Origin of the sequence: Anaerosporobacter sp. (assembly GCF_031551385.1) — a bacterium.
In the GTDB taxonomy this organism is placed as follows: Bacteria; Bacillota; Clostridia; order Lachnospirales; family Lachnospiraceae; genus Anaerosporobacter.
On sequence record NZ_JAVBNS010000257.1, the window covers coordinates 1 to 24,278 of the forward strand.

General features: G+C 34.6%; 22 protein-coding genes. 18 read left to right on the forward strand and 4 right to left on the reverse strand.

All coding sequences use genetic code 11. From position 1 onward, the window contains the following. Positions 1-114 precede the first annotated feature (114 nt). A complete protein-coding gene (locus RMR19_RS19150) occupies positions 115-666 on the forward strand; it encodes a DJ-1 family glyoxalase III (RefSeq protein ID WP_310605108.1) in 552 nt (183 codons plus the stop codon). On the opposite strand, the gene RMR19_RS19155 is transcribed toward RMR19_RS19150, so the two are convergent. Continuing rightward, entirely contained in the window at positions 656-1,975 is a 1,320-nt protein-coding gene (locus RMR19_RS19155; RefSeq protein WP_310605109.1) for an alanine/glycine:cation symporter family protein, read from the reverse strand. The two genes, RMR19_RS19150 and RMR19_RS19155, sit on opposite strands and share 11 nt — an antisense overlap. An 85-nt stretch (positions 1,976-2,060) precedes the next feature. Here RMR19_RS19155 and RMR19_RS19160 point away from each other — a divergent pair, with 85 nt between their 5' ends. From RMR19_RS19160 to yihA, 8 genes are all read left to right on the forward strand, one after another. Then, complete coding sequence (locus tag RMR19_RS19160; protein WP_310605110.1) at positions 2,061-3,593, forward strand: methyl-accepting chemotaxis protein; 1,533 nt, start codon at positions 2,061-2,063, stop codon at positions 3,591-3,593. Positions 3,594-3,740: 147 nt separating this feature from the next. Beyond that, positions 3,741-3,968: an alpha/beta-type small acid-soluble spore protein gene (locus RMR19_RS19165; protein ID WP_310605111.1), complete on the forward strand. Its 228-nt coding sequence runs from the start codon at positions 3,741-3,743 to the stop codon at positions 3,966-3,968. A 391-nt stretch (positions 3,969-4,359) separates the two neighbouring features. Further along, entirely contained in the window at positions 4,360-5,709 is a 1,350-nt protein-coding gene (gene glmM / locus RMR19_RS19170; protein ID WP_310605112.1) for a phosphoglucosamine mutase, read from the forward strand. Between the two features lie 204 nt (positions 5,710-5,913). Next, a complete protein-coding gene (gene tig / locus RMR19_RS19175) occupies positions 5,914-7,200 on the forward strand; it encodes a trigger factor (RefSeq protein WP_310605113.1) in 1,287 nt (428 codons plus the stop codon). A gap of 168 nt (positions 7,201-7,368) precedes the next feature. Continuing rightward, entirely contained in the window at positions 7,369-7,953 is a 585-nt protein-coding gene (gene clpP / locus RMR19_RS19180) for an ATP-dependent Clp endopeptidase proteolytic subunit ClpP (RefSeq protein WP_310605114.1), read from the forward strand. A gap of 97 nt (positions 7,954-8,050) precedes the next feature. Beyond that, positions 8,051-9,343 carry an ATP-dependent Clp protease ATP-binding subunit ClpX gene (gene clpX / locus RMR19_RS19185; protein ID WP_310605115.1) on the forward strand — a complete coding sequence of 431 codons (1,293 nt, stop codon included), beginning with the start codon at positions 8,051-8,053 and terminating at the stop codon, positions 9,341-9,343. 88 nt (positions 9,344-9,431) lie between these two features. Further along, the gene (gene lon, locus RMR19_RS19190; RefSeq protein WP_310605116.1) at positions 9,432-11,750 is read left to right on the forward strand and encodes an endopeptidase La; all 2,319 of its coding nucleotides are present in this window, start codon (positions 9,432-9,434) and stop codon (positions 11,748-11,750) included. Positions 11,751-11,804: 54 nt separating this feature from the next. Next, a complete protein-coding gene (yihA, locus tag RMR19_RS19195; RefSeq protein WP_310605117.1) occupies positions 11,805-12,479 on the forward strand; it encodes a ribosome biogenesis GTP-binding protein YihA/YsxC in 675 nt (224 codons plus the stop codon). Between the two features lie 75 nt (positions 12,480-12,554). Here yihA and RMR19_RS19200 read toward each other — a convergent pair whose 3' ends face one another. Genes RMR19_RS19200 through RMR19_RS19210 form a run of 3 tightly spaced genes read right to left on the reverse strand, consistent with a single transcriptional unit; the run spans position 12,555 to position 15,295 of the window. Continuing rightward, positions 12,555-13,103 carry a DUF4364 family protein gene (locus RMR19_RS19200; RefSeq protein WP_310605118.1) on the reverse strand — a complete coding sequence of 183 codons (549 nt, stop codon included), beginning with the start codon at positions 13,101-13,103 and terminating at the stop codon, positions 12,555-12,557. A gap of 52 nt (positions 13,104-13,155) precedes the next feature. Continuing rightward, the gene (locus RMR19_RS19205) at positions 13,156-14,085 is read right to left on the reverse strand and encodes a TIGR01212 family radical SAM protein (RefSeq protein ID WP_310605137.1); all 930 of its coding nucleotides are present in this window, start codon (positions 14,083-14,085) and stop codon (positions 13,156-13,158) included. Between the two features lie 55 nt (positions 14,086-14,140). Next, a complete protein-coding gene (locus RMR19_RS19210; protein ID WP_310605138.1) occupies positions 14,141-15,295 on the reverse strand; it encodes an NAD(P)-dependent malic enzyme in 1,155 nt (384 codons plus the stop codon). 442 nt (positions 15,296-15,737) lie between these two features. Here RMR19_RS19210 and rho point away from each other — a divergent pair, with 442 nt between their 5' ends. The 9 genes from rho (at position 15,738) to RMR19_RS19255 (ending at position 24,256) form a co-directional block, all read left to right on the forward strand. After that, a complete protein-coding gene (gene rho / locus RMR19_RS19215; RefSeq protein ID WP_310605119.1) occupies positions 15,738-17,123 on the forward strand; it encodes a transcription termination factor Rho in 1,386 nt (461 codons plus the stop codon). A gap of 147 nt (positions 17,124-17,270) precedes the next feature. After that, positions 17,271-17,480, forward strand: coding sequence for a 50S ribosomal protein L31 (gene rpmE, locus RMR19_RS19220; RefSeq protein ID WP_310605120.1), 210 nt, complete (start codon positions 17,271-17,273; stop codon positions 17,478-17,480). A 191-nt stretch (positions 17,481-17,671) separates the two neighbouring features. Further along, positions 17,672-18,874 carry a DUF1385 domain-containing protein gene (locus RMR19_RS19225; protein WP_310605121.1) on the forward strand — a complete coding sequence of 401 codons (1,203 nt, stop codon included), beginning with the start codon at positions 17,672-17,674 and terminating at the stop codon, positions 18,872-18,874. 16 nt (positions 18,875-18,890) lie between these two features. After that, positions 18,891-19,730, forward strand: a complete 840-nt coding sequence (gene prmC / locus RMR19_RS19230) for a peptide chain release factor N(5)-glutamine methyltransferase (protein WP_310605122.1) — start codon at positions 18,891-18,893, stop codon at positions 19,728-19,730. Between the two features lie 30 nt (positions 19,731-19,760). Next, on the forward strand, positions 19,761-20,834 hold the full coding sequence (gene prfA, locus RMR19_RS19235) for a peptide chain release factor 1 (protein WP_310605123.1): 1,074 nt from the start codon (positions 19,761-19,763) through the stop codon (positions 20,832-20,834). 74 nt (positions 20,835-20,908) lie between these two features. Further along, positions 20,909-21,061: a hypothetical protein gene (locus tag RMR19_RS19240; RefSeq protein WP_310605124.1), complete on the forward strand. Its 153-nt coding sequence runs from the start codon at positions 20,909-20,911 to the stop codon at positions 21,059-21,061. A gap of 438 nt (positions 21,062-21,499) precedes the next feature. Beyond that, a complete protein-coding gene (locus RMR19_RS19245; protein ID WP_310605125.1) occupies positions 21,500-22,594 on the forward strand; it encodes an aromatic acid exporter family protein in 1,095 nt (364 codons plus the stop codon). Between the two features lie 289 nt (positions 22,595-22,883). Then, positions 22,884-23,669: a TrmH family RNA methyltransferase gene (locus tag RMR19_RS19250; RefSeq protein WP_310605126.1), complete on the forward strand. Its 786-nt coding sequence runs from the start codon at positions 22,884-22,886 to the stop codon at positions 23,667-23,669. A gap of 104 nt (positions 23,670-23,773) precedes the next feature. Next, positions 23,774-24,256: an NfeD family protein gene (locus RMR19_RS19255; protein ID WP_310605127.1), complete on the forward strand. Its 483-nt coding sequence runs from the start codon at positions 23,774-23,776 to the stop codon at positions 24,254-24,256. Positions 24,257-24,278: the final 22 nt, after the last annotated feature.

The following is a 24,278-nucleotide window of genomic DNA, read 5'->3' on the forward strand; positions in this document are numbered from 1 at the left end:
ATGGAAGAAAGAAACTACATTTAATTAGAGATAATTTATTCACATATAATAAAAATTGTGTTATGATAACTGTGTAGTATTGTGTATGAAGGAATTTTTACGGAGGAATATAATATGAAAAAAGTTGCAGTTTTTTTTGCAGATGGATTTGAAGAAATTGAAGCATTAACGGTTGTAGATGTATTAAGAAGAGCGAAGATTGACGTAACTTTAGTTTCCATGAAGGGAATTAAAGAAATATGTGGAGCACATAAAATTACTCTTGTGACAGAAAGATTTTTTGACGATATGAACTATGAAGCAGTTGATATGATTGTACTTCCAGGTGGTATGCCAGGAACAGCACGTCTTGCAGAGAATAGACCATTACAGAAATTAATTAATAAGTTCTATGAGAATGGTAAAAGTATCGCTGCAATCTGTGCTGCCCCAAGTATTCTTGGTACATTAGGTATATTAGCAGGTAGAAAAGCTGTTTGCTACCCAGGTTACGAAGATAAGTTACGTGGCGCGACTATTGTTGATGCAGAAGTTGTTGTTGACGGTAATGTTATTACAGGTAGATCAATGTCATCGGCAATAGAATTTTCATTAGCGATTGTTGAAAAATTAGAAGGTAAAGAATTAGCAGATAGTGTTGCTAAGTCAATTGTGTTTAAAGCTTAGGTTTATACGTGGGCACTAATTTATATAGAAGGAGAAGTGTTATTAAGTTTGGGAATGCCATAATGGCATTGACGAGATCGGAGAGCTCCCATACCAAGTCGAGAGACAACACTGCTCCTATATATATCATAATGATATAGCACACTTTATAGATTTGTATGCCCTTGTTACCGAAGAGGTAGTAAGCGGCACTTTCCCCAAAGAATGACCAACCGATAAGCGTTGCCATTGCAAATGCAATGAGAGCGAAACTCAAAAGCACTTTACCAAAAGGGATGACAGAGAATGCAGCAGTAGTTAACTCTGCATTGGTAAGTGAAGCAGCAGAATCCGGGTAGTGTAGCAGATTGCTGACAATTACTAGACCGGTAATTGCACACATTACGACAGTATCCCAAAAAGTTGCAGTCATTGATACAAGAGCTTGACGACTAGGATCTTTGGTTTTGGCACTTGCAGCAGCAATTGCAGCAGAGCCTAGGCCAGCTTCATTTGTGAAGAGGCCCTTAGCAACACCCTGTCTAGCAGCAATAAGAACCGTGCTTCCGATGAAACCGCCAGTAGCAGCACGTGTGGAAAAAGCAGATGACACAATAAGTTGAATTGCTTGTGATAGAAAATTGCGGTTAAGTATTAAGATAACAAAACAACTTAAGATATAAAATGCACCCATAGTGGGTACAAGCCTTGTACATACAGTAGCGATAGATTTGACACCGCTTACAATAACAAGTCCGCATAGGAAGGCAGTAATGAACCCTACAGTAGAGGGGGATAGATGCCACGTTGCGGAAGTGGTGGTCGTTATGGAATTTGCTTGTGTGGTACAACCAACACCAAAGGAAGCAGCTAATGTGCACAAGCTGAAAACTATAGCAAGTTTTTTTGAGTGGAGTCCATGTTCAAGAACGTACATAGGCCCACCAACGTAGTTTCCGTTTGGTGTTTTTTTGCGAAATTTTATACCAAGATAACATTCGGCATACGAAGTCGCCATACCAAGTATACCAGTAATCCAACACCAAAAGATAGCACCTGGTCCGCCTAAAGCAACTGCAGTTGAGATGCCAATGATATTACCTGTACCTAGAGTAGCAGCTAAGATTGTCGCAAGGGAAGCAAAACTACTAACATCACCTTCTATGGAATTGTCTTTTTGAAGTGACAGACGAATACCTCGGAAAGTAAATCGCTGAATAAAACGTAACTTAAAGGTATAGAAAATATGAGTTCCAAGAAGAAGGAGAATCATAGGTAATCCCCATACAGCTTGATTAACGTGCTTTACCAGTTGATAAAATGCATACATGTTAGTTCCTCAGTATTCATAGTGGATTATAACAATGTATGTATGAAAATAAATAAATATGTTAAAACAACAAGGAGGAGTTAGTATGAGTTTAGAGAATGAGAAACAGAAGATACATCAACATAAGGCATTACGTAAAGAAAGAAAGTTTAAGGAAAAAGATGAAAGAGAAAAAGTACTGAACCGCTGTTTAGTTATTTCAATATCGCTATTATTTCTAACAATATTGATTATGACATTTATTCAGTATCAAAGCCAAGGAATGAATGTGTTACATAAGCCGTTTTTATTAGTAATGTATGCATTAACGATTGCATTTGCTGCAGTGGATGTGACTATTGTGCTAAAGAATCCTGCGAATGAACAATTGAAACATATCGCGACGGCGGGTTTTCTTTTAATATATACAATGGCAATGATTGGCGAGGAAAGTACTTATCTAAAATGTGCGCCACTTATTGTTTTGGTGAATTTAGTATTATTCTATAGAGAAAAGATTGTAGGACTTTACGCAATTGTATCATTTTTACCAATCGTTATATGTTATGCTATTGGTGGTTTGCAAGGTATTGGTGATTTAGCAGAGACATTTATCTATCTAGCATGTTTAGCAATGGTTTATCGTTGCACTAGAATTGGTCATAACTTTAATCATGATGCCTTACATTCGATACAAGATGAGCAAAAGGTTCAGATGGCAATGTTAGATGAAGTGCTACATATTGCAGAGGCAGTAAAAGAAGGAGCAATTGAGTCAGACCAATTAGTAATTAAATTAGCAGATTCTATTGAAGTAGTAGGAAGTGCAGTTAAAGAAATAACAGCAAGTACACAAGTTACAGCAGACAGTATTCAAGAACAAACAGTGATGACAAGTACAATTCAAGAATCTATCGCAGACACAGTAGAATTGTCTAAGAGAATGGTACGAGTTGCCGTAGAATCTGGAAATGTAATCTCAGATAATCTTGATAAGATGAATTCATTGAAGGAACATGCGAATAAAGTAGCACAAACGAATAAAGTAGTAGCAAAATCAATGGACGAATTACACACAAAGACACAAGAAGTAAAAGATATTACAAGTTTGATTTTCTCTATTTCGAACCAAACAAATCTATTAGCACTGAATGCATCAATTGAAAGTGCAAGAGCTGGTGAAGCTGGTAGAGGATTTGCAGTTGTTGCAGAGCAGATAAGACAGTTAGCAGAACAAACAAGAGAAGCAACAGAGAATATTTCAAAGATTATAGAAGCATTAAATGAAGAAGCAACAAATGCAATGGTAACGGTAAAAGAAAACATTGAAGTATCTAATGAACAAGGCGTATTAATTGCAGATACATCAACAAGCTTTGTAGATGTAAGTAATAACATGAAAACATTATCAGAAGATATTGATGGCGTAGATAAGAAGTTAGAAGAATTGGCAAATTCAAATCAAATTATTGTTGATAATATTAGTCAATTATCAGCTGCAAGTGAAGAAGTATTTGCAAGTGCTCAACAAGGTGAAGAAGTAAGTGAAGTAAGTAAAGAAGACTCTTCAAATGTTCGTGAATTGTTAGATCAATTAATTGTAACTGCAAAAGGTCTTGATAAGTATCTTGTAAAATAAAAAGAATGTAAGAACCATAACTTACCAAAATAATATTTTTATTATTGGTCATAATAATATTACAAACATCAAAGACGGTGTTTGCAACAATCCAACGGACGATTTCACGAAAATCGATCCTTATATTAACCACGGAGGTGCATTATTATGGCAAGTAATAACAGCGGTTCTAACAGAATGGAAGTACCACAAGCAAAAGAGGCTATGAACAGATTCAAAATGGAAGTAGCATCAGAACTTGGAGTGCCTTTAAAAGCAGGTTATAATGGAGACTTAACAAGTGCTCAAAATGGTTCTGTTGGTGGAGAAATGGTTCGCCAAATGATTAAAAAGCAAGAAGAATCTATGTCAGGATCAGGATCTTCAAGCAACTAATCTGCCGACCATTCGGTAAAAACGTGAAGCTTTAGCGTAATAACGGTGTAGCTTCACCATAATAAGAAAACATCGCCATGTATTTATGATTGTGATGAGAAAGCACCTACAGCAATGTATCGGCTTTACTTTGTGCTATGCGAGAAGAAATGATCAAATTGCCTCAATCGTACATATTTGGTGATGTTTTTTTTGTCTATAGGGCGTCAATACTTGACTTGGTTTTTAAATATGTTAGAATACAATAAAAACCATAGAGATATATTAATAGAGAAGCACAGGACAGTATAGGCTGTAGCAAGCCTAATATAATGGGCAAGAAATGAAGAAAGGAGTCATGCGATATTGCTTGTAAGAGTAATCTTGCAGTTGTAACGCATGAAAGTAAAGAATGGGAAAATATTTTGGTACAGATGGTTTTCGTGGGGAAGCGAACGTAGATTTGACAGTTATGCATGCTTATAAAGTAGGACGTTATTTAGGTTATTATTATGGAAAAGATCATAAAGCAAAGATCGTGATTGGTAAGGATACAAGAAGATCAAGCTATATGTTTGAATATGCGTTAGTTTCAGGTTTGACTGCAAGTGGTGCAGATGCGTATCTACTACATGTAACACCTACTCCAAGTGTAGCGTATGTTGTACGTAGTGAAGATTTTGATTGTGGTATTATGGTATCTGCTAGTCATAATCCATATTATGATAATGGAATTAAAGTTATTAATGCGGATGGTTATAAGCTGGAAGCAGAAGTAGAAGCATTAATAGAAGAATACATAGATAAAGAAGTTGATGATCTTCCTTTTGCAACTGGTGCAGAGATAGGAAGAACAGTTGATTATTCAGTAGGAAGACATCGTTATATTGGTTATTTAATGTCGCTTCCAACGCGCTCTTTCAAAAATGTTAAGGTTGCTCTTGATTTATCCAATGGATCAGCTACAACAGTTGCGAAAGGTGTATTTGATGCACTTGGAGCAAAAACATATGTGATTAATAATGAACCAGATGGTACAAATATTAATAATAACTGTGGATCAACACATATTGATATTTTACAAAAATATGTTGTTGAAAAGGGATTGGATGTTGGATTTGCTTATGATGGTGATGCAGATCGATGTTTAGCTGTGGATGATAAAGGGAATATTATTGATGGCGATTTAATATTATATTTATGTGGGACATATCTAAAAGAGCGTGGTGAGTTAAATAATGATACAGTAGTAGCTACGATTATGTCCAATATCGGTTTGTTTAAAGCTTTTGATAAAGCAGGAATTCGCTATGAAAAAACTACAGTAGGAGATAAGTATGTGAATGAGAATATGATTGCTAATAATCATTCATTAGGTGGTGAGCAATCAGGACATATTATCTTTAGCAAACATGCAACAACAGGAGATGGTGTACTTACTTCTCTTAAATTGATGGAAGTTATGTTAGAGAAGAAACAAAAACTCTCTGAACTAATAGAGAAAGTTAAGATTTATCCTCAATTACTTGTTAATGTTAAAGTGTTTGATAAACCAACTGCAAGAAATGATGAAGATGTAAAAAATGCAGTTGAAAGAATTAATAACGAACTTGGAGATAATGGTAGAATTCTTGTGCGTGAAAGTGGTACAGAGCAAGTTTTACGTGTTATGGTTGAAGCGCAAACAGAAGAAAAATGTAAAAAATATGTGTATGAAGTAATTGACATTTTAAAAGATAAAGGCCATGCAAAAGGCGAATAAGAAAATTAATTTGTAATTACTAATTATATATGCTATAATATAGCAATGCACAAATTCGCTTGTTTACAAGACTGAATTTGAGAACAGACAATACATGATAGAGAAATCTATTGTGTGGCAAGAAATAGCCTTGCTTGAATGTCCAAAAACTGTATAATTATGCAGTTAATAAGGAAAGTGTTAATTACAGGAGGAAATCTTAGAATGAGTTTACAAGTTGAAAAATTAGAAAAGAACATGGTAAAGCTTACTATTGAAGCTACAGCAGAAGAATTTGAAGCTGCAATCCAAAAAGCATACCTTCAGAATAGAGGAAAAATGACTATTCAAGGATTCAGAAAAGGAAAAGCTCCAAGAGCTATGATTGAAAAAATGTATGGCGTTGGTATTTTCTTCGAAGATGCAGCAAATTCAATTATTCCTACGGCTTATGAAAAAGCAGCAGTTGAAAGTGGTTTGGATATCGTTTCTCAGCCAGAAATAGATGTAGTTCAAATCGAAAAAGGAAAATCATTTATCTTCACAGCAGAAGTTGCTGTTAAACCAGAAGTAACTTTAGGTGACTACAAAGGAATTAAAGTAGAAAAAGTTGCAACTGAAGTAACAGAAGAAGAATTAGCAGCTGAATTAGATAAAGTTAGAGAACAAAACGCTAGAACTATTACAGTTGAAGATAAAGCAGCAGAATTAAAAGATACTTTAACAATTGATTTTGAAGGATTTGTAGATGGAACTCCATTTGAAGGTGGAAAAGGCGAAGCTTACCCATTAACACTTGGTTCTCACTCTTTCATCGATACATTTGAAGATCAATTAGTTGGTAAAAAAGTTGGAGAAGAAGTAGAAGTTAACGTTACTTTCCCAACAGAATACCATGCACCTGAATTAGCAGGAAAACCAGCTATGTTCAAAGTAAAGATCAATGAAATCAAAGCAAAAGAATTACCAGAATTAAACGATGATTTTGCTAAAGATGTATCTGAATTTGAATCTTTAGATGAATATAAAGCAGATATCAAAGCTTCTTTATTAGAGAAAAAAGTTACAACAGCTAATAACGAAAAAGAAGATAAAATCATTGAAACAATCATTGAAAATGCAACAATGGAAATTCCAGAAGCAATGATTAATACACAAATCAGACAAATGGCAGAAGATTTTGCTGGAAGATTACAACAACAAGGATTATCAGTAGAACAATACTTTAGCTTTACTGGTTTAACAAAAGAAAAATTATTCGAACAAATGAGACCACAAGCTGAAAAACGTATCCAAAGCAGATTAGTACTTGAAGCTGTTGTTAAAGCAGAAAACATTACAATATCTGAAGAAGAAGTAGATGCAGAAATCGCTAAAATGGCAGAGATGTACAAAATGGAAGTTGAAAAATTAAAAGAACTTCTTGGCGATGGAGAAAAAGAACAAATGAAGATGGATATGGCTGTTCAAAAAGCTGCTGACTTCGTTGTAGAGAATTCTCAAGAAGCATAATTGACGGAGAAACTTGTTTTCAGCCGTATTAATAATTAAATTTAGAATGTTATACTATTCTAATAAAATGCTGATTTTGTAATGAAGTCAGCATTTGTACGATGTAGGAATAATAAAGGTTACTGTTCACGAAGTGAACAATAACAATAAAGATAAGGAGGATTAAGTATGAGTTTAGTGCCTTATGTCATAGAGCAGACAAGTAGAGGAGAAAGATCTTACGATATTTATTCTAGACTTCTTAAAGAAAGAATTATATTTTTAGGAGAAGAAGTAACAGACGTTTCTGCGAGTCTTATTGTATCTCAATTATTATTCTTAGAAGCCGAAGATCCAGGAAAAGATATAAGCTTATATATCAATAGTCCAGGAGGTTCTGTAACTGCTGGTATGGCTATTTATGATACAATGCAGTTTATTAAATCAGATGTTTCTACAATTTGTATGGGAATGGCAGCAAGTATGGGAGCGTTCCTTCTTGCTGGTGGAGCAAAAGGAAAGAGATTAGCTCTTCCTAATGCAGAAGTTATGATTCACCAACCTTCAGGTGGTGCAAGAGGTCAAGCTACGGATATTAAAATCGTAGCAGACAATATCTTACGTACAAAGAAGAAATTAAATGATATTTTAGCTCAGAATACAGGAAAACCAGTTGAAATTATCGAAGTTGATACAGAACGTGATAATTATATGACTGCGGAAGAAGCTAAGGAATACGGCCTAATTGATAGTATAATTACAAGTAGACAGTAAAAAATTTATAGTAGAAAGTGACTTCATGGTGACAGATTAAATCAGAGAATTTGCTACTATGGAGTTACTATATTTACTAAAAATGGAGGTGTATTGCATGGCTAATCGAACAGATGAAAGAAAACAATTGAGATGTTCTTTTTGTAATAAGACGCAAGATCAAGTAAGAAAATTAATCGCAGGACCAAATGTATATATTTGCGATGAGTGTATAGAGATTTGTTCAGAAATTATTGAAGAAGAGTTCGATGATACAATTCAAGAGAATGGTATCAATTTACTAAAACCAGAAGAAATCAAAGATTTCTTAGATCAATATGTTATTGGTCAAGACGAGGCTAAGAAAGTATTAGCAGTATCTGTATATAATCATTATAAGAGAGTACTTGCGGATAAGGATTTAGATGTAGAATTACAAAAGAGTAACATTATTATGGTAGGACCAACAGGGTCTGGTAAGACATACCTAGCGCAAACACTAGCAAAATTAATTAATGTACCATTTGCTATTGCAGATGCAACAACATTAACAGAAGCTGGTTATGTTGGTGAAGATGTTGAAAATATACTATTAAAGATAATACAAGCAGCAGATTATGATATTGAAAGAGCAGAATACGGTATTATTTATATCGATGAAATAGACAAAATAACAAGAAAATCAGAGAATACTTCAATTACAAGAGATGTATCGGGTGAAGGTGTGCAGCAAGCATTACTTAAAATTGTTGAAGGTACAGTAGCAAATGTACCACCTCAAGGTGGAAGAAAACATCCACATCAAGAATTTATTCAGATTGATACTTCTAATATTTTATTTATCTGTGGTGGAGCATTCGATGGTTTAGAGAAGATTATCGAGTCGAGAATTGGCAATAAGTCAATTGGATTTAATGCAGAAATTGATACAGTTGATAAAGAAAATATCGGAGAACTATTGAAAAAAGTATTGCCACAAGACTTTGTTAAGTTTGGTTTGATTCCAGAGTTTGTAGGTCGTGTGCCTGTTAATGTAGGTCTTGACTTATTAGATGCGGATGCATTATATCATATCTTAACAGAGCCAAAGAATGCGATTGTAAAACAATATAGAAAATTGTTTGAATTAGATGGTGTTGAATTAGAATTTGAGGAAGATGCAATCAGAGAAATTGCAAAACGTTCTTTCGAAAGAAAGACTGGAGCGAGAGGACTTCGTGCTATTATGGAAGCCATTATGATGGATTCTATGTACAAGATTCCTTCTGATAGCAAAATCGCAAAGTGTATTATCACAGAAGCAGCTGCGAAAGGATTAGATGAACCTACTCTAATTTATTCTGAAGAAGGTGCAGCTAAGAAAACTACGACAAAGAGACTTCCTAAAAAGAATAGCAATGAAATTGCATAATTGTCAAAAAAAGTCTACTGAAGGTAATACTTTAGTGGACTTTTTATCTAAAGTGAAACACAAAAGCACTACAGAAATGAGGTAAAGTATGACAGAGATACGCAAAATAATGCCAATCGTAGCATTACGAGGGATGACAATCTTGCCAGACACATTAATCCACTTTGATATTAACCGTAAAATCACTATAAATGCAGTAGAGACAGCGATGGAACAGGATCAACAAGTGCTGTTATTAATGCAAAAAGATCCGAATGTGGAAGAACCAAAGGCGGATGATTTATATCAAATTGGTACAGTGGCAGAGATTAAGCAGTTAGTTAAACTTCCTGGTGATGTAATCCGCGTTATGGTGCAAGGACTAGAGCGTGCAGAGCTTTGCGAAATGTACAATGACCAACCTTATCTATATGGAGAGATTCAGATAAAAGAAGATACAGGATTAGATGAGCTTAAAGAAGTAGAGACGACAGCTTATCTTAGAGGGATAAAAAGTATCCTAGAAGTATTTGCGATGGAGAATCCAAGATTAAGTAAGGATATCATGAAAACAATGATGCTTGATGAAGATATTCAACATTTGTTGAATGCGATTGCTTCAAATATTTCGTTTAGTTATGAAGAAAAACAAGAATTATTAGAACTATCAGATGTGTCGGAACGTTATGAGAGAACTTGTGTCGCATTAACAAATGAAATTGAAATCATCAGAATCAGAAAAGAATTCCAAGCAAAAGTGAAGGAAAAAGTAGATAAGAACCAAAAAGAATATATCATGAGGGAGCAGCTCAAGATTATTCGCGAGGAATTAGGTGATAAAGATTCTCTTACAGAGGCAGAGGAATATCTAGCAAAAGTAAAGAAATTAAAAGCTTCAAAGGCTGTGAAGGAACAGATAGAGAAGGAAATTGACCGTTATAAAAATCTGGGTAATAATTCAACTGAAAGTTCCGTATTAAGAGGCTATATTGAAATGTTGTTAACGCTTCCTTGGGATAAAGTTAGCAAAGATAATAAAGATATCAAGAATGCAAAAAAAGTGTTAGATGAAGATCATTACGGACTTAAGAAGGTAAAAGATCGTATTATAGAGTTCTTGGCGGTACGTAGCTTGACGAAGAAAGGTGAGAGTCCAATTATCTGTCTAGTTGGACCACCAGGAACAGGAAAAACTTCTATTGCACGTTCTGTAGCAAGAGCGTTAGATAAAGAGTATGTACGTATCTGTCTTGGTGGTGTGCGTGATGAAGCAGAAATTCGTGGACATAGAAGAACATATGTCGGAGCGATGCCTGGACGTATTGTGAAGGGGATTAAGAGTGCTGGTGTAAAGAATCCACTTATGTTGTTAGACGAGATTGATAAGGTAAGCAATGATTATAAGGGTGATACATTTTCAGCGTTATTAGAGGTGTTAGATTCGGAACAGAATAATAAATTTGTAGATCATTACATTGAACTACCTGTTGATTTATCAGAAGTTTTATTTATTGCTACCGCAAATTCTGTTCAAACGATTCCTCGCCCATTATTAGACCGTATGGAATTAATTGAAGTAAATAGTTATTCTCAGAATGAGAAAGAGCATATTGCAAAAGAACATCTTGTTGATAAGCAGGTTGAAAAGAATGGATTGAACGAAAAGCAATTGAGTATATCAGATAAGGCGATTAGTCGTATTATCAATGGATATACAAAAGAAGCAGGTGTCCGTAATCTGGAAAGAAGATTAGGTGAAATCTGTAGAAAAGTTGCAAGAGAGATCTTAGAAGGCGATAAGAAAAGTATTAAGATTACAGATAAGAATCTTGAGACATATCTAGGGAAAGAACGTTATACATTCGATGAGATTAACAAGGACGATGAAATTGGTATTGTAAGAGGGCTTGCTTGGACAAGTGTTGGCGGTGATACGCTTCAAATCGAAGTAAATGTAATGCCAGGCAAAGGTAAGTTTGAATTAACAGGTAAACTTGGCGATGTAATGAAAGAATCTGCGAAAACAGGTATTAGTTATATCCGCTCGATTAGTAGTCAGTATGACATTGATGAAGAATTCTTTGAAAAGAAAGATATTCATATCCATATTCCAGAAGGTGCAGTGCCAAAAGATGGACCATCAGCAGGGATAACAATGGCGACAGCAATGTTATCTGCAATTACGAATACAAAAGTACGTGCAGATGTTGCTATGACAGGTGAGATTACCCTTAGAGGAAGAGTGCTACCAATTGGTGGTTTGAAAGAGAAGGTGCTTGCAGCGAAAGCGGCTAAAGTTAAGTTGGTTCTTGTGCCAAAGAAAAACAAGCGAGACATTGAGGAACTAGAGAAAGAGATTATTGCAGGAATTGATATTAAGTTCGTAGAGACAATGGAAGAAGTGCTATCTTATGCATTTGTGAAATAAAGATTTCCAATAATTAATAGTAGTGAAATGCTTGGGCATTAGATTGGAGTAACTATGCATGTAAAAAGTGTAAACTTAGAAACGGTATGTGGCGTAACAAGCGTACTACCAGAAAATGATAAAATTGAGATTGCTTTCGCTGGAAAATCCAATGTAGGAAAATCATCTTTGATTAATGCGCTGATGAATCGAAAAGCGTATGCGAGAACATCTTCACAACCGGGTAAGACACAGACTATAAATTTCTATAATATTAACGAAGAATTGTATTTTGTTGACCTTCCTGGGTATGGATATGCTAAGGTTTCATTAGCGTTAAAGGAAAAATGGGGAAAATTAATTGAGAAATATCTACGTAGTTCAGAGCAACTTCGTATAATATTTTTACTAGTAGATATTCGCCATGAGCCTTCTGGTAATGATAAGGCTATGTATGATTGGATTGTTCATAATGGGTATAATCCTGTTATTATTGCTACGAAATTAGATAAGATTAATCGTAGTCAAAGGGATAAGCACATTAAGGTGATTCGTAAGACATTGAATACGGTAGAGGGAACACCAATTCTTCCTTTTTCGGCTTTGACAAAACAAGGTCGAGATGAAATTTGGGAGTTGATTGAGTTCGCATTGAATGGTGGATTTGATGAAGAATTGGAAGAATCAGAAATTGAAGAAGATATTGATATTGCATCAGAGGAATCTGTAGAAGACGATTCAGAAGAATAAGAAAAACGCTATGTGAACATCGTTACAAGATGTTACATAGCGTTTTTTGTTAAAGTATTTTGATGGGAGATGCTCCTATTCATTCGTGTCTTCGGCTGAATCTTTACTAGTCATTAAAGTCTTCACAATGAAAGAATAGACTTCTTGGCTTTTGCTTCTCCAGCTGTTACAGATTGTAGAAGCCTCTTCTTCAGAGGGTACTGTTAGGTTCAGTTCAATAACAGAACTATCTTTTTCTTTTACTTGGCAACGAACAATATACTCGTTTGGCTTTGATTGAAAGTAATCTGATAATGTAGAGACTTCCTCGCGCAATGTATATTTATTCGCTTTTAAGTAATCAATAATGTCTTTTTTGATGGCATCTGAAATCTGATTATTAAAATATTCGAGAGTCTCACGCCCTGAGTCTGTTACTTTGTAAAGCGTTGTATTACGTATTGTTTCACAATAAACCAAGTCAGATTCAGTTAATTCTGAAATTGCTTGTTGGATTGTAAAGTAATTGGTATACTCTTTCTCTAAGATAAAGTTTGAAACCTGTGCATTAGAAAGAGGGAAATCAACTTTTTCAAGAATATATAAAATAATTAATTTATATAAGGTTAAAGCTTCTGATTGCATATATTTACCTCCATAACGATTGTTGGTGTATACGATTCTAAGCTCGAATGGGTCAAGTGCCTCCAATCAACTTACCTTGCCAAGAATCAAGAGTTTTCATGGTATGTTGAATTGTATTTAACACAAGTTTCTTGTTTGTACTCCAAAGAGGAGCTAGTAGCAAATCACTAGGTCCATCACCAGTTATACGGTGAATTACAATATCTTGGTCTAGATGCTCCAGACAGGCAATAAGGATTGCAACATATTCATCAAGAGAAAGGATATGCATAGAATCAAGATAAGTCTCCAAATCAGTATGTTTTAAGACATGAAGGAGTTGCAATTTAATACCTTGTATTGCTGAGTGATTAACATAGTCTATAGAATGTAGAATATCCTCTTTTGTTTCGTAAGGGAGTCCAATAATAAGATGCACAATAACATCAATGTGTATAGCTCGCAGATTTTTAACTGCGGTATCATAAGAAGAGAGAGGATACCCTCTTCTTATACGATTTGCAGTATCTTCGTGAATTGTCTGTAGACCAAGTTCTATCCAGATTGGTTTTATCTGGTTTAATTCATCAAGTAGGGCAAGTACTTCTTCGCCCAAGCAGTCGGGCCTTGTTGCAATAGAAAGTACCGCAATATCGGGATGCATAAGTGCTTCTGTAAATATTTCTCTTAGATAGGAGACAGGAGCATAAGTGTTAGTGAAAGCTTGAAAATAAGCGATATATTGTGGGGTATCGGGTACTTCTTTAACTTTATGAGCAATGAGAGCTTTTGCCTCTTCAATTTGCTCAGTAATAGAAAGATGCGCACTTGTGGCAAAATCACCAGATCCTCCAGTACTACAAAAGATACAGCCTCTTGTTCCTAGCGTACCATCTCTGTTTGGGCAAGTCATACCACCATTTATTGATAATTTATATAATCGGTGATGGAATTGCTCTTTTAAGTAATAATCAAAGGAATGGTAACGTTTGTCATTCCACATTCGTTTATTATTCAAGTATATAGACTCCAATCTGATTTATTAATATAGATAAGTATTAGCGTCTGATGTATGATTTAACAGCATTGCTAACAACTTCAGCAACTCTTGGATCGAAAGCTTCAGGCATAATGTTGTTTTCGTTCAAATCCTTTTCATCAACAAGGCCTGCAATTGCCTCAGCAGCAGCAAGTTTCATTTCTTCAGTAATTTGTGTAGCACGTCCTTCAAGAGCACCTTTAAAGATACCAGGGAAAGCAACTACGTTATTTACTTGGTTAGGGAAATCGGAACGTCCTGTTCCAACAACTTTTGCACCAGCAGCTTTTGCAACATCAGGCATAATTTCAGGAACTGGATTTGCCATAGCAAAAAGAATAGAATCTGTATTCATGCTAGCAACCATTTCACTAGAAACTATATTAGGGGCAGAAACACCAACGAAGATGTCAGCACCTTTAAGTGCATCAGCTAAAGAACCTTGTTTGTGCTCTAGATTTGTTACATCCATCATCTGTTCTTGCATCCAGTTTAAATCATTAGCACCTTTGCATAATATACCCACTCTATCACACATTATGATATTCTTGAAACCATAAGTAAGAAGAAGTTTTGTAATTGCAATACCAGCAGAGCCAGCGCCATTAACAACTACTTGACAAGTTTCTTTTTGTTTTTTTGTTACTTTAAGTGCATTGATAATACCAGCAAGTACAACAATGGCTGTACCATGTTGATCATCGTGGAATACAGGGATATCAAGAAGTTCTTTTAAGCGTTCTTCAATTTCAAAGCAACGAGGAGCACTGATATCTTCAAGATTGATACCGCCAAATGCAGGAGCAATATTAACAATTGTTTTGATAATTTCTTCTGTATCTTGTGTATCTAAACAAATAGGGAATGCATTTACATTACCAAATTCTTTAAAAAGGACTGCTTTTCCTTCCATTACAGGCATAGCAGCATAGGGACCAATATTGCCTAGACCAAGTACAGCACTACCATCGGAAACAACAGCAACTGTATTTGATTTTATTGTATATTTATACGCTTCCTCTTTATCCTCTGCAATCACTTTACATGGTTCTGCAACACCAGGAGTATAGGCAAGTGCAAGATCTTCTCTTGATTTAACAGTACATTTTGAGACAGTTTCAATTTTACCATTCCATTCTTCATGTAATATAAGAGCTTTTTCGTTTGTTGTCATAGCAATAATTCGTCCTTTCCATTCCGTTATTATAGATTTTAACATATTTGAGTAACGTCTTAATAGTAAGCAAATATGTATAAAAATTATTTTGCAAGTATATTAATCATAACACTAACAAAATGGGAAATCAATAAAAACGCTTTATTTTGTACAAAAATGGATGTATAATAAAAGAAATTCTACTGTTCTGACAATCTTGTATTTCCCAATGAAATGTTTTATGTAATAATGTTAGTAATTGAAAAGACTAAGATGTTAATTTGATAACAAATGGTATACAGTGAGACTTTCTATAATTATGTAGCTTTTTGAGTGCAAATGAATTATTATATTGAGAAGTGGCTGTTACATTTTTGATTAAACAATAACAGATAATATGTGTATCAAAAAATCTGTTTAATATAGAAGCAGAGAATAAGTTGAGTAAAGGAGTATACATATGGAGAATAATTACGATGCAATGTCTTTGGCTGAGTTAAAAGAGGCGGCAAAGCAAAAGGGTATTAAGAATATATCAATACTAAGAAAGAAAGAATTAATTGATATGTTAATAGGAGAAGACAAGAGTAAACAGACGACAGATGAAGTGAAAGAATACAAAGAAGTAAAAGAGTGCAAAGAAGTAAAGGAAACTTCAAATACAGATGTACAAGGAGTACGACGTCAAAATTCAGCAAGTAATGATGTTGAACAGTTAGATAGTGGTGAAACAAAAGAGGGAATATTAGAAGTTCTTCCTGATGGATATGGATTTATACGTTGCGATAATTTCTTGCCAGGAGAGAATGACGTATATGTATCACCTGCACAGATAAGAAGATTTAACTTAAAAACAGGAGATATTGTTGTTGGTAATACACGTATCCGTAATCAGAATGAAAAATTCAGTGCATTGCTTTTTGTAAAGTCTGTAAATGGAATCCATCCAGCAGAGGCGCAAAAACGTAAGAAATTCGAAGACCTTACTCCAATCTTTCCGAATGAAAGGATTCATCTTGAAACGCCAGGGACAGGAATTGCAATGCGTATGGTTGATTTAGTATCACCTATTGGTAAAGGTCAAAGGGGGATGATTGTATCACCTCCTAAAGCGGGTAAAACGACGCTGTTAAAGCAGATTGCAAAATCAATTACGGTAAATCACCCAGATATGCAATTGATTATCTTATTAATAGATGAAAGACCGGAGGAAGTTACAGATATTAAAGAGTCTATTGAAGGTAAGAATGTAGAAGTGATTTATTCTACGTTTGATGAATTGCCAGAAAATCACAAACGTGTATCTGAGATGGTAATAGAGAGAGCAAAAAGACTTGTAGAGCATAAGAAAGATGTCGTTGTTTTACTAGATAGTATCACTAGACTTGCAAGAGCATATAATTTAACAGTACAAGCAAGTGGTCGCACGTTATCAGGAGGTTTAGATCCAGCTGCTCTTCATATGCCTAAGAGGTTCTTTGGTGCTGCGAGAAATATGAGAGAGGGTGGAAGCTTAACAATCCTAGCAACTGCACTTGTTGATACAGGGTCACGTATGGATGATGTTGTATTTGAAGAATTCAAAGGAACTGGTAATATGGAACTTGTTCTTGATCGTAGTTTATCAGAAAAGAGAATCTTCCCAGCGATTGATTTAGCAAAATCAAGTACAAGACGTGATGATCTGCTATTAAATACTCAAGAAACAGAAGCGAATTATCTTATTCATCGTGCATTGAGTGGGATGAAATCAGATGAGGCATTAGAGAAGATAATTGATTTATTCTTACGAACAAAATCTAATTTTGAATTTATTGAAACTGTAAAAAAGACGAAGCTTGTATAAAAAGTGTTTGCATATGTCAAAATTCTATGCTATAATAAAAAAGCTGTTTATAAAACTACGGCATATCCTATTAGTAGGTTATGTCTTATGTTAATACGATTGGCAAAATCCAATCCAATATAATTAACGTTAAGAAGAGGTGAAATGATGAGAGAAGGAATCCATCCAGATTATTACCAAGCAAAGGTAGTATGTAACTGTGGTAACGAATTTACAGTAGGTTCAACTAAGGAAGGTATCCATGTTGAAATCTGTTCTAAATGCCATTCATTCTACACTGGACAACAAAAGGCAATTGCTGCTCATGGTGCAATTGACAAGTTCAACCGTAGATACGGTTTAAAAGAAGAAAACTAGATAGAAGAGTTTTAACTTTCTATTTAAAAACAGGTTGAGGTTATATAATCTCAGCCTATTTTTAAATAGAATTATAGATAGTTTCGTATACAGAGGAACTCATTTATATAAAGGGGATAGTAAGATATAGTTAAATTGCTTTATATGAACAGGTTATGAGGGATTGATAAGAAGAAAGGGAAGGTACGAGAATGAGGTCGTCAGGAATTGGAGGACAGGCTGTATTAGAAGGCGTTATGATGAAGAATCAAGACGAATATGCAGTGGCTGTTAGAACACCAAGCAATGAAATCGTTATTCAGAAGAATAAATATGTAAGTATTACAAAAAGATATAAAGTACTTGGAATTCCAATTGTACGTGGGGTTGCTAATTTTATTGAATCTATGGTAATTGGAACGAAAACATTAACATATTCGTCGAGTTTCTTTGAAGATGAAGAAGAACAGAAAAATGACAAAAAGACAGATAAAAAATCTGATAAAAAGAATACAGCAACAAAAGATAACAAGGAAGAGGCGAAAAAAGATGAAGGTGAAGGCTTGTTTATGGCACTCACAATCTGTGCATCTATTATTCTTGCAGTAAGTATCTTTATGCTCTTACCATTCTTTTTAGGTAATTTATTATCGAATGTAATTGAGTCTACAGTGTTACTTGCAATAATTGAAGGTATCATTCGTATATTGATTTTTATCGCATATGTGGTAGCAATTTCACAAATGAAAGACATAAAACGTGTGTTTATGTACCATGGAGCAGAGCATAAAACAATTAATTGCATTGAAAATGGTTTGGAGTTAACGATTGAGAATGTTCGTTGGCAATCAAAAGAACATAAACGTTGCGGAACAAGTTTTCTATTAATTGTTATGATAGTAAGTGCGATTTTCTTTATCTTTATAAAAGTAGATTCTATTTGGTTACGTGTAATTTATAGAATTTTACTAGTACCTGTAATTGCTGGTATATCTTACGAATTTATTCGTTTAGCGGGTAAGAGTGACTCAAAGATAGTAGCAGTTTTAAGCAAGCCAGGATTGTTAGTACAAGGTCTTACAACAAAAGAACCTGATGATGATATGATAGAAGTAGCGATTAAGTCAGTAGAGGCAGTGTTTGATTGGAAGGGATATTTACAAGAGAATGCAAATCAGTGGAAAGACAGTAAGAAAAAAGTTAAAGCTGAAGAAAAGACGGAAGAAGTAGACGAACAGGAAAATAACGATGTATTAGAAGAGTTAGCGGTTACATCAGAGAAAATAGAAAAACCTAAGTTTGAGAAGATGAATTATGAAGATGATGACGAGGAAGATGATGAGATTCTTCGTGCGCTAGATCGCTATTTTGATACTCCTAATGCAGATGATTTTGAGCAAGGCAAAGAGAAATAGAAGAGGTATAGAGAATATGGCTACCTTGACAGAAGTATTGCAAGAAGCAGAGAATCTCCTTGTAAGTGTAGGAGTAGAAGAAGCAAAATTAGATGCATGGTATCTAGCTATGGAGTGTTTTGGAATTCGTCGTACAGATTATTATATGAATCCGAATCGAGAGATTGATGAAGAGCAATATGCAAGATATAAAACAATGATTTTGGCGAGAACAAAGCGTATTCCATATCAATATATAACAAATGAGCAAGAGTTTATGGGGTTATGTTTTTATGTGAATGAGAATGTTTTAATACCAAGACAAGATACAGAAATACTTGTTGAATTAGCGATGAAACATGCAGATAATGCAGATATACTAGATATGTGTACAGGATCTGGTTGCATTATTATTAGTCTAGGTAAGCTATGCAAACCTAAGAGTCTTACAGCAGTAGATATTTCAGAGAAAGCTTTGAATGTTGCTAAACATAATGCAAAAACCCTTGAAGTGCCAGTTGATTTTATTGAAAGTGATATATTTGATAAGGTAACAGGGATGTATGATATGATTGTTTCGAATCCGCCGTACATACCTACCAAGGTAATTGAAGGTCTTATGCCAGAAGTGAAGGAACATGAACCAATGTTAGCACTAGATGGATTTGACGATGGGTTATATTTCTATCGGATATTAGCAAAAGAAGCGCATCAATATCTGAGAGAGAATGGATATATCTTTTTGGAAATTGGGCATGACCAAGGAGAGGCGGTAAGTAGCCTACTCTTAGATGCAGGATTTACAGAAATTAATATAGTAAAAGATTTGCCCGGCCTTGACCGAGTTGTTGTCGGTAGGTTGGCAAGGTTAAAGTAAGAAGCGTTAATTTTAATGGAGGAATACCAGATGTTTGATAAATTAGAAGAATTAGTAAGTCGTTTCCAAGAGATTATGGATGAATTAAATGAGCCTGGCGTTACAAATGATCAAGCTAGATTTCGTAAATTAATGAAAGATCAAGCCGAGCTTGCGCCAATCGTTGAGAAATTCAAAGAATACAAGGAAACAAAACAAGGAATTGAAGATAGCCTTCTTATCCTTGATGAAGAAAGCGATGAAGAAATGCGTGAGCTTGCAAAAGAAGAATTAGCAGATTGCAAATCTCGTGTTGAAGAAATTGAAAATGAGTTAAAGATTTTACTTCTTCCAAAAGACCCTAACGATGATAAGAACGTTATCGTAGAAATTCGTGCAGGTGCAGGTGGAGATGAAGCAGCATTATTCGCAGCGGAAATCTATCGTATGTATATACACTACGCAGAAGGAAAACGTTGGAAAATCGAAACAATGGAATGTGAAGAAATCGGTATTGGTGGTATGAAGAGCGTAAGTTTCATGATTTATGGACAAGGTGCTTACTCTATTATGAAATATGAATCTGGTGTACATCGTGTACAACGTGTACCTGAAACAGAGTCAGGTGGACGTATCCATACTTCAACAATAACAGTTGCTGTAATGCCAGAAGCTGAGGAAGTAGATGTTCAAATTGAAGATAAAGATATTCGTATTGATGTTATGCGTGCATCTGGTAATGGTGGACAGTGCGTTAATACAACAGATTCCGCAGTACGTTTAACTCATTTCCCTTCAGGAATTGTAGTATATAGCCAAACAGAAAAATCACAGTTACAAAATAAAGATAAAGCGTTCGCGTTATTACGTGCAAAATTATATGATATTGAATGTCAAAAAGCGCATGATGCAGAAGCGGAAGCAAGAAAAAGTCAGGTTGGTACTGGTGACCGTTCAGAGAAAATTAGAACATACAATTTCCCTCAAGGACGTGTAACAGACCATAGAATCAATCTTACACTTTATAAGCTAGATAAGATTATGAATGGTGATATCCAAGAAATTATCGATGCTTGTATCGCAGCTGATCAAACAGCTAAGTTAGCGAAGATGAATGAGAATTAAGAGAAATTAAATAGAAGTGTCCGATATTGGTTTTGATGGCTGATAGAGGGCACTTTTTTACTATACCATAATACATGATAGAACGTAGGTTCTTGCTGGCTATGAAATTATATGTTATACTAAAATGGAAAACAAGTTCTGACAAAAAAGCAGTTCCCATTTTCAATTCAGATAATTGTAATGGTGATTATTTTTATATAGATAATGTTGAGAAGGTGGTAGATTAGTTTACAAATAGTTTTATGATTGACAATTTGGTAAATTTAAACTTGAAATATTCGATATATTTGTTATAATATAACTATAAGAGGCAATCGCCATAGAGTGGTTGACCAGATTAAAGAAGCAAAAACCTTCCGAGACTCGCCAAAGTACAGGGAAGGTTTTTGTTATGTTAGTGACATATCAAATAAACGAATGTCAGCATTGCTATGAGAAAAATTCCAAAAGACATAAGGTCATTGAAACTGAATTTATTCTTCATAAGCATCACCCCCATTCTATGTAGAATGAAGGTCAACCACCCTGTAACACGATTGCCAGTAGCTAAATAGCTACTATTGTGATTATACCATAATATGACATAGAACACAAGTTTGGTTTTGCTGTGTTGATAAACAAAACAAAGAATGACATCAATGTTATTTGCAAATAGGAGAGTAATAATGAATGAATTAAATTTAAAACTAGGATTGAGAACCATAAAAAGCGCTATTGCAGTCTTTGTATGTATAATAATATCATATTTATTTAAGAATCGTGATGCCATTTTCTTTAGTGGTGTAGCAGCAATAGTGTGTATGCAACAAACACATAAAGAATCATTTAAAACAGGTATGTATCGTTTCTTAGGAACATTTATTGGTGGTATAATAGGTTTCTTTGTTATAATTATAGGGACTTTCTTTTCGAAATATTCGAATCTTATAGATGTTTTTGTTATTTCTATTGGAGTGTTACTTCTAATTTATCTATGTAATATGCTTCGATTTCATCTATCCGTTTCAATTAGTTGTATCGTGTTTTTGAAAATAGTATCACAGTATGGGGGAGTAACAGACTCTGTTGGTGCTTTACTCTATGTTTTTGAAAGAGTGGCATTTACTTTAGTTGGAGTTTTGGTTGCTTTTTTAGTGAATAAATATATTTTTCCTTATACACAAGAGCAAGAAGAGGAAAAAGAGAATGAGACAATAGATATCATGCAGTTTGTTAAGAACTATAAAATAGGATTTGACTACAGAATAGGAATGCGAGCAGTAAAGACCGTTCTTTGCATCTTTGTATGTTTAATAATTGCATATATCACGAAAGATAGAGAAGTTATTTTCTTTGCTAGTGTTGCAGCTGTAAGTTGTATGCAGCAAACCCATGAAGAAACATTTAAAGTCGGAAGACATACTTTCTGGGGAACTGTTTTAGGTGGAGTATTGGGAGTTGTTGTAGTAACGATTTGCGTTGCGATTCCTAATTGTCCTGACATTATACAGATGGCTCTTATGGCGTTATCCGTACTGTTTATTATTTATTTTTGCCATGTGGTTCGCTTGAAAGCAGGTACTGTGATTGCTTGCATTATTCTGCTCAAATACGTTTCTCATTATGGGGATTTAACCAATGTTAGTGGTATGATTCCATATCTCATTAATCCAATTCTGCTATATACTCTTGTTGGAAATATAGTGGCGCTTTTAGTGAATCGTTTTGTATTTCCGTTTTGTACAGAAGATTCAGTGGACGAGTTAGAGGAAGACTTTTAATAGTGCTATAAAGCGAATTATTTAAAGACGTAACAAAGAAATTCATAATTACCTAACCAAATTAGCAATTTTGGATAAGACTTTTGGACAGAAAATATTTTAATATATAACTATACAAAGATTTAGATACCAAAAAGATATAGGAGGTTAGTAATATGGATTGATAGACAGTATTATAGACAGAGCTTAAATCTAAGCATTGAGAAATCATTCAAGTGATGGTAGAATGTCATAGGAAGATAACGAGATAGAATATAGTATTGGCATCTTGATGCAGATGGGAGAACATATGATTACAAGCTCAAGTAACAGTCAGATTAAGAATTTGATTGCACTTCAGAAGAAAGCAAAGATAAGAAACAGTCAGAAGGAATTTGTAATAGAAGGAATTAAGATGTTTGAAGAAACAGATTCGGATAATTTGATAAAAGCTTATGTAACTGAAAGTTTTTATAATGATAAAGTACAAGGAAATCCTTCCTATTTTGATTCGTTTGCATATGAAATTGTAGCAGATAAAGTATTGTGTGAGGCAGCAGATACAATGACGCCACAAGGGGTATTAGCAATTGTAAAACAGCCTTTCTATAACTATCAAGAATTAATCACACATAGTGAGGCAAATCTGTTATTACTTGAAGATGTTCGTGATCCAGGCAATATGGGGACAATAATACGTACTGCGGAGGGAGCTGGCGTGACAGGAATCCTTATCAGCAAGGAATCTGTAGATATATTTAATCCAAAAGTAGTTCGTTCAACTATGGGGGCATTATATAGAATGCCATTTGTTTATGTTGAAGATTTCGTAGGAGCATTAGAGGAGATGAAGAAACAAGGAATTACAATCTACGCATCGCATCTTGCTGCTAAGAATTATTATGATGAGGAAGTATATACAAGAAAGACAGGAATCATTATTGGGAATGAGGCAAATGGAATTTCAAAAGAGGCAAGTGCAGCAGCAGATTGCCTAATCAAGATTCCAATGGAAGGAAAAGTAGAGTCTCTGAATGCAGGAGTAGCAGCATCAATTCTTATGTATGAAGTGTATCGTCAGAAGCGAAATCGCTAAGATTAAAATTTGATTAAAAACAAAATATAGTAGAATTAAAAACGCAAAAAACAGCCTATTTTTTGCGTTTTTGTAATAGTGAATATATTGTAATTACTGAAAGTATGAAGTACAATGAGTATAACGATTTATTAAAAAAATATAGAAAGGGGATTGAGGATATGGAATCTTTTTACTGGCTAATTGCAGTAGCCGTGCTATTAATTATTGAAATCACGACATTAGGGTTAACGACAATCTGGTTTGCAGGTGGAGCATTAGTTGCATTCGTTGCATCTATAATGGGAGTTAATTATTTAGTACAATTTATACTATTCGTTGTGGTTTCTGTAATTCTGCTATGTTTTACAAGGCCGATTGCTGTGCGTTATTTTAATAATCATAGGGCAAGAACGAATTATGAAAGTATTATCGGAATGACTGCAAAGGTTACATCAACAATTGATAACTTCAATCAAACTGGCTCAGCGAATGTGAATGGTCAGGAGTGGACAGCAAGAGCTGAACGAGAAGATGATATCATCGAACCAGGAACGCAAGTAAAGATTGTTGCGATTAAAGGTGTAAAGCTAATTGTAGTAAGGTAAACGATAGCTATTGAAAATGTTA

Coding starts and splice junctions, on each gene's coding strand:
- RMR19_RS19245 (WP_310605125.1), top strand. CDS start 21,500: ATGAATGAATTAAATTTAAAACTAGGATTGAGAACCATAAAAAGCGCT.
- RMR19_RS19255 (WP_310605127.1), top strand. CDS start 23,774: ATGAAGTACAATGAGTATAACGATTTATTAAAAAAATATAGAAAGGGG.
- RMR19_RS19150 (WP_310605108.1), top strand. CDS start 115: ATGAAAAAAGTTGCAGTTTTTTTTGCAGATGGATTTGAAGAAATTGAA.
- RMR19_RS19205 (WP_310605137.1), bottom strand. CDS start 14,085: ATGTGGAATGACAAACGTTACCATTCCTTTGATTATTACTTAAAAGAG.
- RMR19_RS19225 (WP_310605121.1), top strand. CDS start 17,672: ATGAGGTCGTCAGGAATTGGAGGACAGGCTGTATTAGAAGGCGTTATG.
- RMR19_RS19165 (WP_310605111.1), top strand. CDS start 3,741: ATGGCAAGTAATAACAGCGGTTCTAACAGAATGGAAGTACCACAAGCA.
- clpX (WP_310605115.1), top strand. CDS start 8,051: ATGGCTAATCGAACAGATGAAAGAAAACAATTGAGATGTTCTTTTTGT.
- RMR19_RS19200 (WP_310605118.1), bottom strand. CDS start 13,103: ATGCAATCAGAAGCTTTAACCTTATATAAATTAATTATTTTATATATT.
- clpP (WP_310605114.1), top strand. CDS start 7,369: ATGAGTTTAGTGCCTTATGTCATAGAGCAGACAAGTAGAGGAGAAAGA.
- prfA (WP_310605123.1), top strand. CDS start 19,761: ATGTTTGATAAATTAGAAGAATTAGTAAGTCGTTTCCAAGAGATTATG.
- lon (WP_310605116.1), top strand. CDS start 9,432: ATGACAGAGATACGCAAAATAATGCCAATCGTAGCATTACGAGGGATG.
- yihA (WP_310605117.1), top strand. CDS start 11,805: ATGCATGTAAAAAGTGTAAACTTAGAAACGGTATGTGGCGTAACAAGC.
- RMR19_RS19210 (WP_310605138.1), bottom strand. CDS start 15,295: ATGACAACAAACGAAAAAGCTCTTATATTACATGAAGAATGGAATGGT.
- rho (WP_310605119.1), top strand. CDS start 15,738: ATGGAGAATAATTACGATGCAATGTCTTTGGCTGAGTTAAAAGAGGCG.
- RMR19_RS19160 (WP_310605110.1), top strand. CDS start 2,061: ATGAGTTTAGAGAATGAGAAACAGAAGATACATCAACATAAGGCATTA.
- rpmE (WP_310605120.1), top strand. CDS start 17,271: ATGAGAGAAGGAATCCATCCAGATTATTACCAAGCAAAGGTAGTATGT.
- RMR19_RS19240 (WP_310605124.1), top strand. CDS start 20,909: ATGATAGAACGTAGGTTCTTGCTGGCTATGAAATTATATGTTATACTA.
- RMR19_RS19155 (WP_310605109.1), bottom strand. CDS start 1,975: ATGTATGCATTTTATCAACTGGTAAAGCACGTTAATCAAGCTGTATGG.
- prmC (WP_310605122.1), top strand. CDS start 18,891: ATGGCTACCTTGACAGAAGTATTGCAAGAAGCAGAGAATCTCCTTGTA.
- RMR19_RS19250 (WP_310605126.1), top strand. CDS start 22,884: ATGATTACAAGCTCAAGTAACAGTCAGATTAAGAATTTGATTGCACTT.
- glmM (WP_310605112.1), top strand. CDS start 4,360: ATGGGAAAATATTTTGGTACAGATGGTTTTCGTGGGGAAGCGAACGTA.
- tig (WP_310605113.1), top strand. CDS start 5,914: ATGAGTTTACAAGTTGAAAAATTAGAAAAGAACATGGTAAAGCTTACT.